This window comes from Salibacterium halotolerans (assembly GCF_900115625.1).
Classification (GTDB): domain Bacteria; phylum Bacillota; class Bacilli; order Bacillales; family Marinococcaceae; genus Salibacterium; species Salibacterium halotolerans.
This window is the reverse complement of sequence record NZ_FOXD01000003.1, coordinates 147,485-159,654: the sequence shown is the minus strand read 5'-3', so window position 1 is coordinate 159,654 and position 12,170 is coordinate 147,485. Positions and strand designations below refer to the sequence as shown.

Here is a 12,170-nt window from a genome sequence, read left to right as displayed (position 1 = left end):
AGAACAAAATACTTCGGTGTATCACATACGGCGCAGGTGCTGCAATCAGGATTCGTTATTGCGCTGAATCTCCTTCAGTGTCTGCACTCTCTCTTCCTTTTCTTCGAAATACTGCACGACATCACCGATGCGGTCGATGGCTTCCCAGCTTAAGTGATGTTCTATACCTTCCACATCGTTATATATGAAGGTTTCATCCACGCCGATCAGGCGAAGAAAATCTTCCAGCAGTTCGTGCCGGTACACCAGCCGTTTTCCGACTTTTTTTCCTTTGGCTGTAAGTACCAGTCCTCTGTATTTTTCGTAAACAAGATACTCTTTCTTGTCCAGCTTTTGAACCATCTTCGTAACGGAAGAGGGGTGTACTTCAAGAGCTTCAGCGATGTCCGAGACTCTTGCGTACCCTTTCTCTTCCATCAATTTATATATGCGTTCCAGGTAATCTTCCATACTGGGTGTAGGTGCAGGCATGAATGTTCCTCCAATACGTCCAAAACATTTACATGAATCATTACATTTCCTCTCTTAGTATACAGCAACGTGGAGCGAAGGACAAAGCCGGGATATTTCATTTGAAGCAAAAAAGAAAAAGGAGCATGCACTTGTGTCTTATTTACACGGCTGTATGTGTTACAGTTGAATCATACACACTTGAGACAGGAGGACATGAACATGCAGTATGTATGGATACATGACACGTTAACCCCGCAGGAGGAAGCCGGTGTTTCTTTTGAGGACCGGGGGTATTATTTCGGAGATGGGATTTATGAAGTGATCCGTCTTTACGACGGAAAACCTTTTTTGTGGGAGGAACATTTCGAACGTTTTACAAGAAGTGCCGCCGAACTGGACCTCCCTTTCCCGAAACCGCTCGAGAACATCAAAGAGGATATGCTGCATCTCATCGAGACCAATAAAGTGCATAACGGGATTATTTACATGCAGATGACAAGGGGCGTGCAGGAAAGAAACCACCTTTATTCCAGGGAGATCACCCCTGTTATCACCGCGTTCACAAAGGAAGAAGATGTTCCTTCCCATCTGCAGGAACAGGGAATCTCCTTACGGGCTGTCGAAGATATCCGCTGGCTCCGCTGTGACATTAAAACGATCAACCTGCTCGGCAATGTCATGGCAAAACGAAGTGCTGAGGATAATGGGTGTCATGAAGCGCTTCTTCACCGCGGCCCTACGGTTACCGAAGGCTCTTCGACAAACGTTTTTATGGTGAAAAACGGTGTTATTTATACTCATCCGGCGGACAACTACATTTTAAAAGGAATCACACGGCAGTTTATTCAAAAGCTCTGCATCGAAAAAGGCATTCCGTTCAAAGAATCAGCTTTCACGCTGGAGGATCTCCGCGGTGCAGATGAATTGTTTATTGCCAGCACAAGTCATGAAATTGTACCGGTCCACCGCGTATCAGGGACCATCGAAAAAACACTGCCCTCACGCGAGCTGACCGATGAACTGCAGAAAACATTTCAGGAAAGAAAACTATCTTAAGTCCTGCATGATGAAAACCGGCTCCGTTATCTGCCGAGCCGGTTTTTTCCTTCTATATTCCTTCCTCTTATTCAGCGCCTGTAGTTCCATTCGTCGGTGTCATACTTTTCTGCGGCCAGTTCACGTACACGTTTCTCTTCGTCTTCTGTTAATGTATAAGGCTCCCAGTTTACGTTTAAACCGTCGGCGAACCCTTCATGAAAAGCGTTTGAAATCTGTTCCATTGTTATAGGAGCGTCCGTCAACTCATTGATGGCAGCCGCTTTGTTTTTAAATCCTCTCTGCATCCGTTTTCTGATTCTGTCACTGGAATATTGAAACAAATCAAACAGTTTGTCTTCTTCGATATCGAGAAGGATCGAACCGTGCTGCAAAATAACGCCCTTCTGTCTCGTCTGGGCGCTGCCGGCGATTTTTCGTCCTTCCACGACAAGTTCATACCAGGACGGTGCATCAAAACAGACGGCGGATCTTGGATTTTTCAGTGACTCTTCTTCTTCTTTCGTACGTGGCACGGAGAATTCGGCTTGAAGTCCAAGTTTGCGGAACCCTTCCAGAATTCCTTCTGAAATCACGCGGTACGCTTCCGTGACCGTTTCCGGCATCTCAGGATGATCTTCCGATACAATCACGCTGTATGTCAGCTCTTTATCATGCAGCACACCACGTCCTCCCGTTGGTCTTCTCACGAAGCCGAGCCCGTGTCTTCGGACCGCCTCAAAATCGATATCTTTATGTACTTTCTGAAAATAACCGACAGACAATGTCGCAGGACTCCATCCATAAAAACGGACAACAGGAGGAATTTTCCCTTCACTGTGCCACTGCATCAGCATTTCATCCATTGCCATATTCCATGCCGGAGGGCAGCTGCCGGAATCTATGAAGTACCATGTTTCTTTTGTCATGTTCTCCCCCGCTTCCTCTGGAAACTTTTCACTTTGATACGGTTAGTGTAACAATTCTTTGCGTGCATCGAAAGTTTCCCGGCTTTGAAAGAATTAAACTTTGCTTACATCCATAATCCTTATTATAATACACCATGTAGTCTTGTACACGTAAAGGAGGGGACAAAGTGACGATAACCTGGATTTCATGGGGAATTTTGCTCGTTATCCTGATAGCACTTCTGTTCCGGCGCTTCAAAAAACCGGGATTTTTAACAGAATTGACACAGGAAGAATTTATTGAAGGGTACCGGAAAGCACAACTGCTCGATGTCCGGGAACCTCGTGAATACAACGGCGGTCACATTCTGGGCGCACGCAATCTCCCGCTTTCCCAGCTTAAACAGCGTATAAATGAAATCAGAGATGACCAGCCTGTTTATTTGTACTGCCAATCCGGCGCACGAAGCCGTCAGGCCGCACGCATCATTCGCAAAAAAGCCGGGACGAGTGACATCTATCAATTGAAAAAAGGCTTTAAAAAATGGACAGGCAAAATCAAGAAAAAATAGTACAACGTCTCAAAAACACTCAAGGAGTTTATCCTTGAGCGTTTTTTTTAACAATCATACATTCTCCCCTGCCCTCTCCTTCTATCTGTCCTGTGCATAAAAACATCTCCGTTTGAACATGACTAGCTGTAATGATGTTCCACAAAGGAGAACGATTGCAATGACCGCGGAACTTAACTATCATCCGGATTGGGAATTGTTCGATCAAACGATCCGGCAGAAGGAGCAGCTGTCTTCCTGGGAACAGTTCCAGCTTGCCTATGAGGCTGAACAATGGAGGGCGGTACCTGACTTTGAAGGACTGCTGTGCCTTCGTCATATTACCGGTGTGGATCTTTATCCACATCAGGAACAAACAGCAAAACGGGTGCTTGAAGAGATGGACGGGCGGGCGATTCTTGCCGATGAAGTCGGACTCGGTAAAACCATTGAAGCGGGTTTGATTTTAAAAGAGTACATGGTAAGAGGCCTTGTCCAAAAGGCTTTGATTCTTGTGCCTGCGTCTCTTACCGGACAATGGGCACAGGAAATGCAGAGTAAGTTCCTGATCCCGGCTGCCGTGCAGCGAAAACACTACGTCTGGGAAGAAGCGGACGTGGTGGTTGCCTCCATCGACACAGCCAAACAGCCCCCGCACAGGGATATTGTGCTCAATCAGGACTATGACATGGTTATTTTCGACGAAGCTCATAAATTGAAAAATCCTAAAACCAAAAACTATGAATTTGCCAGACTTGTAAAAAAAACGTTCTGTCTCATGTTAACGGCGACGCCGGTGCAGAACAATCCCGCGGAGCTTTATCATTTAATCCATCTATTAAAACCCGGTCTCCTCGGCAGTCAGAAAGAGTTTAAGAAACTGTTCAAAGAAAAAGGAGAACAGGAAATAAAACATATTGTCCAGCAGGTGATGGTACGAAACCGGAGGGATGAAACGGAAATTTCGTGGACAAAACGGAACGTGCATTCTGTTTATATTTCATTCACGCCGCAGGAACAGCATTTCTACGATTCCCTTAATAATCTGTCTTCCTCAAACGGGCACCGGTTTCATGGCTTTACATCGGTTACGCTGTTGCGGGAAGCTTGCAGCAGCAAAGAAGCAGCATATGGAACCCTTAGAAACATGTACGAGAAGAAAGAACTTCCCGAAGAGACGTTTATCTCTCTTCTGGAGCGCATTCAGAACATGGAGATAAACAGTAAGGCTCAAAAAGCACTTGAAATCATCCAGAACACAGATGACAAAGTGGTGCTCTTCACAGAATACCGCTCGACGCAGCTTTACCTGCAATGGTATTTCAAGCAGTTCGGCATATTATCGGTCCCTTTCCGCGGTGGTTTCAGGCACAGCAAAAAAGAATGGATGCAGATGATTTTTCGTGACCGGGCTAAAGTGATGATTGCCACCGAAGCCGGCGGGGAAGGAATTAACCTTCAATTCAGCAGCACCATCATCAATTACGATCTTCCCTGGAATCCGATGCGGCTCGAACAGCGGATCGGCCGTCTTCACCGCCTCGGACAGGAAAAAGACGTAGAGATTTATAATATGGCCGTTAGACGAACGATCGAAGAACATGTTCTTCGGCTGCTGTACGAAAAAATCCAGTTGTTCGAACATGTTATCGGTACGCTTGACACCATTTTGGATTCCCGTTTCGGCAGAGAGATGGAACAGTATATCACAGAAACGATGCAGGATTCGGAATCCGAACGGGAAATAGAAGTGAAACTCAATCATCTCTATGCTTTAATGGAAACCGAATCCGGCCAAAAAGGAGGGTGACTGTTTTGGCAGATGAACTCCTGCAGTATATCCACAGGTATTTTGAAACGAACGGTGCATTGATTCAGCACTGCTCCAATAACAGCATTCAGATTAAATTGACAGAGGCTTTGGACCGGGAGCTGATGAACCGTCCTTTTTACTGGCATTACGTGAAAAAAACGGGAGGAACTCCGGAACCGATGACACTCACGTTTTTCACAGAACAAGCAGAAGATCAGGCAAAAAAGGGAGAATGGCTGCACGTTGGAACGCCAAGGCTTCATCAAATCTTTGAATCCGCCCGGAACAAAGGAATATGGTCTCTTCTCTATGAACATCATGAACCAAAACAGACACCGGCTCCTCTCTATCCCTGGCTGGTTGTTAATGTGAAATATTCCTTCGTCTCGCATCAGCGCAAAGATAAAATTCTATCTTACGGTCTTCAGCTGATACACGGCCAGCTCGTTCATCATATGATGGATCACCTGAGACCACTTCAGCTCGAACCCATCATCGCCGATCATTCGTTTCCGATGGCATCGCTTATCCAGGTGGAAAGCGGCCTCCTTCGGATTAAGAACGAAGCGCAGCGCTTTGTCGATGATCATCCGGATGACTGGGCCGAAAAAGCGGAAAAAAAGATGCTTCAGGAACTGGCGCTGCTTCATACTTACAGTCAAGCCGTATCTGCTCCAACAGAGGATTATGAAAAAGAAAAAAATGATATCCAAAACAGATACCAGCCATCGGTTCATGTGGACATTATTAACAGCGGTCTTTTTTACCTGTCCCACTCTTCCCTCTGATTGTTCTTTTTTTAGTGCACGGCGGACGTTCGCAGTACTTAGGGGCTGCTGAATGGCTTCCTGAATCCATGATAACAGGGGTATTGTTTGAGGGAGATTCCGCTCTATCTTAATTACTCGTTTCCACTTTAGGAATACGCCGGGGAAAGAGGCATCCGCTGCAGGCGGACGTTTTTACTCCGGGCACAAGAGCGACATCGGTTCGCCTGGGCTCATCGTGTCTTCTTTGCACTCCAGAGCACAAGGGCGACATCGATTCGCCGGGCTCATCGTGTCTTCTTTGCCGCGGGCAGCGCCTTAAGCTTGTTCCCTGAAGGAAGTTCGGTTAAGTACGGCACATCCTGCCGGGCACCGATCTGACTCCGGACGCGAGCGCCTCCGTTTGATAGGATCTTCGGCTGCTGCTTCGACGAACAGGATGTTCCAGCATCGGCGGTGGTCACACGATGTGACCGCTTTTAGCCGATGAACCTTCAAATGTCACCGCCTTCCGCTCCTGCCTCCACCACATGCAAAGGTTTTGGTATCATGCCCTGCGATTTGATCAAAATCCTTGCAGTATCAGCAAACTTTGTTGATTCAGCAACCCCTGCTTACGGATTTTGCAGCGCGATTGGTCGAAGTGGAATAAATGCATAACGCTGCAAAACGGGCGTAAAAAACGCATACAAAAAAGCTTCCGATTATCAGTTGATAATCGGAAGCTTTTTTGTTGTTCAAAACGTCTTATGTGCCTTCCTTTGTAACCTGCTATCCTGCCGGGGAACCGCTCACAAAAATTGTCATGATGGAAAACCATCCAAATACAAGTAAAGAGAGTCCGGCGAATCCAAAGGCCAAAAAGTTCCGTCTTTTTATTTCACGGATCGTTGCAACTCCGCAAAGAATCGCAACAATGAGCATGGTAATTCCAAAAGCCATGAAATCTCCCCCTTCTGTTCGATAACCCGGGTATCGAATCAATCTCATTTGTACATTCATGTTGGTTCATATTATACCTTTTTTCCTAAAGACATGCATCCATTAATTTAAGCTTTTTCCGCCGGAATTATGTTAAAATAACCCCAAATCGCTGATTGAAAGTGGAGGATGAGAAAATGAACTGGGAAACGATACCATTAGGACCGATCCAGACAAACTGTCATCTGCTGTATAATGACAAAAAAGAAGCGGTTGTTTTTGACCCCGGCGGCGATGCGGATGTACTCTACGACAAAATACATTCCCTTGGGCTGAAGCCGCAGGCTGTGCTGTTAACCCACGCTCATTTCGACCATATCGGTGCCGTCGACGCCGTCCGGGAAACATATGATGTTCCCGTCTATGTTCATCATTTGGAAGACGACTGGCTGACAAATCCGGAGAAAAACGGGTCTTCCCTGTTTCTGGATGGAGGGGCTATTTCCGCTTCTAAAGCCGATCATCTGATTACAGAAGAAGGCATCCTTTCTGCAGGGTCGTTTTCTTTTGAGGTGATAGAGACTCCCGGACATTCCCCGGGAAGCGTTTCCTATTACTGCGGACCGCTGCAAACCGTTTTCTCCGGCGACGTTCTGTTTGCCGGGGCCATCGGCCGGACGGATCTGCCCGGCGGAGATCACGCCGAACTGCTCCACGTGCTGCATGATAAAATGCTCGAACTCCCGGAAGACACCCATGTTGCCTGCGGCCACGGCCCCTCAACGACCATCAGCGCGGAAATGGACAGCAACCCCTTTTTAAACGGCTTTTAGAGACAGGCAGAAGCAAAAAAGAAGCTGCCCTTTCCCACAGGGCAGCTTCTGCTACGTTTTGGTATGTACGTTCCGGGCACTTCCTTCTTTAGTGAAAGCCCGGCTCCATAATAAATGTGGAATAATACGTGAAGCTGACAAAAAATACTGTCAAATAGGCTCCAAAAATGTAAATGTACATACGCTCCGTCAATTTCATGTACCCCAAAGCTACAAAGAAAGCGGTTTGAGCAAAAAAGAGTACGGCCATATTAAACATATCGCCCACAAAGAACAATACAGCGAATACAGCTGTCCAGAATCCCAGCATTCGATACATGCGGTCCATGTTCTTCCCCCCTTGTCACAATCGCAGAACTATCGGATAGTAATAGCTATTCATATTATATACGAGGGACGCAGTCATTGTAAACGTTTTTTTGCCCTTGTGCTGCCGGGGGTTCATCAGGATTTTTTCCGTTTCTGCCATACCATTTTAAAAGAAAGGGGAAGAAGTCCGAACCACCGGACACCAATGCGTTCCGCCCGAAAGGCGTGCCGCTTTTTTTCTTTTTTTCCACTGTCCACCCTCGTTTCCAATGCCTGTACCGCTTCCTTGATGATATATTTTAAAAAGGGATTGGGTGTCACGGACTTCCTCCTTTCCAGCCTTGTGCCGGTATACTATTTTAAGGATAACCTGCCCGGTTCGATTTTATTCTTTCTTTGCTTTTTGCGGCTCGAGATAATAAGACCTTGTCCTTTCATGACCGTCAGTGGTAACCGCCGTCAAAGTCAGGTGAATGCTCTCATCGAAAAGCTGTACCTGTTCCCATGTCACATAACCATCTGGAAAACGATACATCTGATTCTGTTTTTCGGATAGCATTCCTTTTTCTTCTCTCCACCGCTGTTCCCCGTTTCGCAGCAGCCATTCCAGCTGCAGTACCTGTTCTTCCTTGGACACGCTTTGTTTTTCGTTGACAAAGATCACTGTCTGGACAAATACCAAGGAAGCAAACAGAAAACACACAATCAACAGAACCGGCATTATGGTTCCCTTTTCACCCAAAATGCATTCCCCTTTTCTGTCAGTGGTCTTTTTCCGATGACTCCAGACCATGTCACTCCCTGTTTATCCATCACAGACACATCAGCTCCGTAGGGAGTTCGAGCTGCAGAGAAGCCGCGCACATCCTGGAGCACGATTTCATACCCGGTTTCGTTTGTCGTGCGGATGATTCGTCCTCTGGAGAGACTGTATTTCCGCTCATTACGGTATTCTTTCAGTATTAAGGCATTCTGTTTTGTTTCAAGATCAAAGGCATAATTCATATCCTCCTTCAGCTGCTGAAAGAACAGCTGTATCTCCTGTTTCGACGTTGCTTCTCTTTTTTCCCACAACGGCAGAACCTGAACAAGTACGGCGGTACACACGAAAAGAATGGTCAGGGACAAAAGAAGTTCCATAAGAGTCATGCCGCGTTGGTTACGAGAGGAAAAACAGACATTTTTCATAAGAACGTTCATTTTCCCCCTCCCACTGCAGGCAGATATTCGTGCCGGAGTGTTTCGACTGCCTGGACCACTCGTAGATCCCTTCTCTGTCCCCCGATTCAATGCCCGGCTGATGATGAATGGATGTCAGAGCTTCTTTTTCGAGCAGATAAAGAGCTGTCCTTTCTTCATCGACCGTTTTCTGTTCTTCCATGCTGCGGTGGTACAGCGGCAGAAAAACAAGGGAGAACAGAGAAAGAAGAGCCAAAGCAGTGACAGCCTCCATTAATGTAAATCCCTGTTCATCTTTTTTCAATGTAGATCCTCCCTTTCCCAACAAGGACCACCAGTTTATAGCTTTGATGCGGAGTCTGTATGAAGACGGTGCCCGCCTTTCTGGCATTTCCGTTGCTTTTAAAACCGATATCTTCAAATGCCATGGTATTGTTTTGAAACGACACCCCTTCAGGCAGTTCGCGCGTCTGAAGGGGTTCCTCCCAAAACGAACCTTTCTGCATGGAATACGTTTCTGTTGTGTTCTTGAAATAAATCCATTCCTGATCGGCATAGGCGAGCTGCTGGGCAGCCCGTAAATCTTCCTCGAGTACCTCAAGAAAATAATCAATTTGTTTTTTATCGTACATGGTTTGAAAATGCAGAACAGGAACGGCTGTCATGATAGAAAGAACAGCAAGCACCAGAATCATCTCGACGAATGTGTGCCCCTGTTCAGCCGTTACAACATGTTTCACTCTGACGCCTTCGTCACCGTTCCGTCTGCATTCAATGTCAGCGCTGTTTGATCAGGACATGTGATGGTTTCCACATACCCACCTTCCTTTAAATCAGTGAGCGCTGACGCTGGCGTTTCGTGTTCCACCCTGTAGGCGCCCGCCTGCGCTTCCAAAATATTGATCGTCGCATCACAACCCTTGGACTGCGCCACTTCATTATTCTTTACCATATTCGGTACAGCGATAAGGAGGAGAACAGTAATAATAAGCAGGACGACCATCATCTCAATCATCGTGAAGCCGGAATCGTTTTGACATTTCTTTCTCATGCGCTTCCCCTTCTTTCCGTTGTTTTCGTGTCCAGTACGCGGAGCAGTGTCAAAATATCTTCCTCTTTATTGATTTCGAGTGCCTGCAGACGTTTCTCCAGTTCGATAATTTTTGTCTCAAACGAAACAGGAGAAGCGATAGGAAGAGATTGAGGCATTATTTTTCCTTCTTTCTTTGTTTTTTTACCGGCTACTGCATCGAATTCATCAACTGAAACATCGGGAGGAACACGGATAAAAACATTCCCAGAATAACCAGTCCAATGATCAGAAAGAGAACAGGCTGCAGCACCATGACCGTTTTATTCACCCGCTCTTCGAGAACTTCAAGCATCCGCCCGCTGTAAAAAGTGAGGTCTTCTGCCAGTCTTCCCGAAACCTGCCCGTGCTGGATGACATATTTCATATCACTGCGGTACCAGCCGGATTCCTCTACAGCGTCATACAACGTCTTTCCCTCTTTGAGCTTCTGTTTCAGATCAGCTCCCTCCAATTGAAAAAACGGAAAATGGTGCTGTTTTTCAAAAACAAGGCAAACTTCATATATCGAAACACCTCCTTTCAGCATGCTGCTGAATTGAAGAGAAAAATAATACGTGAGAAAAAGTTTCAGATAGGAACCTATCCAGGGGAGGCGGTATAAAGAGGCGTATTGGCGGTGAGGCGTAAAATGGCGGAACCGCCGCATGTAATAGATAAAACCAGCCAGCAGCAGCGGAATCAGCATGACTGCTGCAAAAGGAGCGTATTGAAACAACTGGAGCATGATTCTTGTCAGCACCGGAAAATCCATATCAAGCGACTGAAACAGCTGGCGGAAAGAGGGGAATAAATAATTCACCATCACGACCGCGATCATAAAAAGAACCCACATTAATACAAGTGGATAGCGCAGCAGTTTCTGCACCGAACCCCGCGCTTTTATCCTTTTTTGATACAGGTCTCCCGCTCCTTTCAGTCCTTCCGATAAAAACCCACCCTGTTCTGAAAAGAAAATATATGCCGCAACATCTGCAGGAAAACCGTGGTCGTGAAGCACTTCATGAAATCCGGTGCCGGTTCTCAGCTCTTCGGTCATCCGCAGTATTTTCTCTTTTATATGATACGGCTGTTCCCAGGATAAGAGCTGCAGTGCTTGTTCCAGAGCGTATCCCTGTTCAAGAAGTGTTCCCGTTTTCATTAAAAAATCGGACCGTGCTTCTTTCACCCATACACGCCGGTCAAACATACATCTGTTCCTTGTCGGAATCCGGCTGAAACAGACCGAGACTGTACCCTTTTACCCATTGATTATGCTTGGATACTGTCACAGAAGAAGAGCGTCCCTCCAGACATTGCTGCAGTTCTTTTGCGGTCAGAATATCAAATAAAGCGGTACGGGAGGTGTGTTTGTAGTGGGTACAGTAGATGGAGCAGGGCTGTCTTTTGCAAAGCGGACAGTAGCGGGGGACAAGCTCCTGGGACGTAATACAGAGCAGATTTTCTCTTAAGTCGGAGGGGAGGCACCCAAAATCCAGCAGACGCTGTACCGCCCCGTGCGCCGAGCCTGCATGCATCGTCGTTAATACAAGATGCCCGGTCAAAGCGGCCCGGACAGCCATCGCTGCGGTATGTTCATCCCGGATTTCACCAATCATCAATACGTCAGGATCATGACGAAGAGAAGATTTCAGCAGTTCCCTGTACGTTAAACCTGCTTTTTCATTCACTTCTGTCTGAATGTAGGATTCATTCTGTATTTCCACCGGGTCTTCCACACTGACGATACGTGCGCCGCGTCCGGTGAGTTCATGTAAAAAGGCATATAGTGTTGTCGTTTTGCCGGAGCCCGTTGGTCCGGTCAAAATCAGCATACCGTTTCGTCGATCCAAAAGAGAAGAAAAATGGGAGGTTACATCAGATGTGTAGGATAAAGAGGAGAGTTGAAAATACTCGTGCTGAGGAAGAAGCCGCACGGCCAGACTTTCACGGCGGAATGACGGCAACGTGGAGAAGCGCAGGTTTACGGGGGTACTCGTGTATTTCAGTGACAGCGATCCATTCTGCGGACGCCTTTGTTCTCCGATGTCCATGCCCGCTCTGAATTTATAATGGGCGGTCAACCTCTCGGCATACCGTATGCTCATACTGCCCATCAACCGTAAGCGTCCGTGAATCCGGAAAAACAGACGTGTTCTTTTCCTGCCGGGCTGCAGATGAATATCGGTGGCATGCAGCTGCAGCGCCTGCTCGATTAAACGCTGACTGTCCTGTTCCATATTTTCCAAAACATCACCTTCCTTTTTATTAACATAATATTATTATTCGGCACGGTTTTCGATTTTCCTTCTTTTTTTTGAAAAAAATTTTG

18 protein-coding genes are annotated in these 12,170 nt (G+C 46.6%); 5 read left to right on the top strand and 13 right to left on the bottom strand.

Annotated features, from left to right (window positions below; translation table 11 throughout):
- Window positions 1–45: 45 nt before the first annotated feature.
- Window positions 46–471 carry a transcriptional regulator MntR gene (mntR, locus tag BM124_RS03915; RefSeq protein ID WP_093335371.1) on the bottom strand — a complete coding sequence of 142 codons (426 nt, stop codon included), beginning with the start codon at window positions 469–471 and terminating at the stop codon, window positions 46–48.
- A gap of 201 nt (window positions 472–672) precedes the next feature.
- Between mntR and dat the strand changes: the two genes are divergently transcribed.
- Window positions 673–1,509 (top strand): D-amino-acid transaminase, encoded by an 837-nt coding sequence (dat, locus tag BM124_RS03905; protein WP_093335368.1) that lies wholly within the window; start codon window positions 673–675, stop codon window positions 1,507–1,509.
- Between the two features lie 71 nt (window positions 1,510–1,580).
- Here the strand turns inward: dat and BM124_RS03900 are convergent, their stop codons facing one another.
- On the bottom strand, window positions 1,581–2,417 hold the full coding sequence (locus BM124_RS03900) for a lipoate--protein ligase family protein (RefSeq protein ID WP_093335367.1): 837 nt from the start codon (window positions 2,415–2,417) through the stop codon (window positions 1,581–1,583).
- 167 nt (window positions 2,418–2,584) lie between these two features.
- Here BM124_RS03900 and BM124_RS03895 point away from each other — a divergent pair, with 167 nt between their 5' ends.
- From BM124_RS03895 to BM124_RS03885, 3 genes are all read left to right on the top strand, one after another.
- Window positions 2,585–2,968 carry a rhodanese-like domain-containing protein gene (locus tag BM124_RS03895; RefSeq protein ID WP_093335366.1) on the top strand — a complete coding sequence of 128 codons (384 nt, stop codon included), beginning with the start codon at window positions 2,585–2,587 and terminating at the stop codon, window positions 2,966–2,968.
- 160 nt (window positions 2,969–3,128) lie between these two features.
- Window positions 3,129–4,757: a DEAD/DEAH box helicase gene (locus BM124_RS03890; protein ID WP_093335364.1), complete on the top strand. Its 1,629-nt coding sequence runs from the start codon at window positions 3,129–3,131 to the stop codon at window positions 4,755–4,757.
- A gap of 5 nt (window positions 4,758–4,762) precedes the next feature.
- Window positions 4,763–5,548 (top strand): YqhG family protein, encoded by a 786-nt coding sequence (locus BM124_RS03885; protein ID WP_170840949.1) that lies wholly within the window; start codon window positions 4,763–4,765, stop codon window positions 5,546–5,548.
- A gap of 750 nt (window positions 5,549–6,298) precedes the next feature.
- On the opposite strand, the gene BM124_RS03880 is transcribed toward BM124_RS03885, so the two are convergent.
- A complete protein-coding gene (locus BM124_RS03880; RefSeq protein WP_093335361.1) occupies window positions 6,299–6,469 on the bottom strand; it encodes a DUF2759 domain-containing protein in 171 nt (56 codons plus the stop codon).
- Window positions 6,470–6,645: 176 nt separating this feature from the next.
- On the opposite strand from BM124_RS03880, the gene BM124_RS03875 reads away from it, so the two are divergent.
- Entirely contained in the window at window positions 6,646–7,281 is a 636-nt protein-coding gene (locus BM124_RS03875; protein WP_093335360.1) for an MBL fold metallo-hydrolase, read from the top strand.
- Window positions 7,282–7,369: 88 nt separating this feature from the next.
- Here BM124_RS03875 and BM124_RS03870 read toward each other — a convergent pair whose 3' ends face one another.
- The 10 genes from BM124_RS03870 to comGA form a co-directional block, all read right to left on the bottom strand.
- The gene (locus BM124_RS03870; RefSeq protein WP_093335359.1) at window positions 7,370–7,609 is read right to left on the bottom strand and encodes a DUF2626 domain-containing protein; all 240 of its coding nucleotides are present in this window, start codon (window positions 7,607–7,609) and stop codon (window positions 7,370–7,372) included.
- A gap of 116 nt (window positions 7,610–7,725) precedes the next feature.
- Window positions 7,726–7,911, bottom strand: a complete 186-nt coding sequence (locus BM124_RS03865; RefSeq protein ID WP_093335357.1) for a YqzE family protein — start codon at window positions 7,909–7,911, stop codon at window positions 7,726–7,728.
- Between the two features lie 64 nt (window positions 7,912–7,975).
- Complete coding sequence (gene comGG, locus BM124_RS03860; RefSeq protein WP_170840948.1) at window positions 7,976–8,332, bottom strand: competence type IV pilus minor pilin ComGG; 357 nt, start codon at window positions 8,330–8,332, stop codon at window positions 7,976–7,978.
- A complete protein-coding gene (locus BM124_RS03855) occupies window positions 8,311–8,790 on the bottom strand; it encodes a competence type IV pilus minor pilin ComGF (protein WP_093335543.1) in 480 nt (159 codons plus the stop codon). The genes comGG and BM124_RS03855 overlap by 22 nt, the downstream gene beginning before the upstream one ends.
- A complete protein-coding gene (locus BM124_RS03850) occupies window positions 8,750–9,073 on the bottom strand; it encodes a prepilin-type N-terminal cleavage/methylation domain-containing protein (protein ID WP_093335354.1) in 324 nt (107 codons plus the stop codon). The genes BM124_RS03855 and BM124_RS03850 overlap by 41 nt, the downstream gene beginning before the upstream one ends.
- Window positions 9,060–9,509, bottom strand: coding sequence for a competence type IV pilus minor pilin ComGD (gene comGD / locus BM124_RS03845; RefSeq protein WP_093335353.1), 450 nt, complete (start codon window positions 9,507–9,509; stop codon window positions 9,060–9,062). Before comGD ends, BM124_RS03850 begins: the two co-directional genes overlap by 14 nt.
- The gene (gene comGC, locus BM124_RS03840) at window positions 9,506–9,820 is read right to left on the bottom strand and encodes a competence type IV pilus major pilin ComGC (RefSeq protein WP_093335351.1); all 315 of its coding nucleotides are present in this window, start codon (window positions 9,818–9,820) and stop codon (window positions 9,506–9,508) included. Before comGC ends, comGD begins: the two co-directional genes overlap by 4 nt.
- Complete coding sequence (locus tag BM124_RS18760; protein ID WP_170840947.1) at window positions 9,817–9,978, bottom strand: hypothetical protein; 162 nt, start codon at window positions 9,976–9,978, stop codon at window positions 9,817–9,819. Before BM124_RS18760 ends, comGC begins: the two co-directional genes overlap by 4 nt.
- A gap of 32 nt (window positions 9,979–10,010) precedes the next feature.
- Window positions 10,011–11,048 (bottom strand): competence type IV pilus assembly protein ComGB, encoded by a 1,038-nt coding sequence (gene comGB, locus BM124_RS03835; protein WP_093335350.1) that lies wholly within the window; start codon window positions 11,046–11,048, stop codon window positions 10,011–10,013.
- Complete coding sequence (gene comGA / locus BM124_RS03830) at window positions 11,041–12,078, bottom strand: competence type IV pilus ATPase ComGA (protein ID WP_244504232.1); 1,038 nt, start codon at window positions 12,076–12,078, stop codon at window positions 11,041–11,043. The genes comGB and comGA overlap by 8 nt, the downstream gene beginning before the upstream one ends.
- Between the last annotated feature and the right edge of the window lie 92 nt (window positions 12,079–12,170).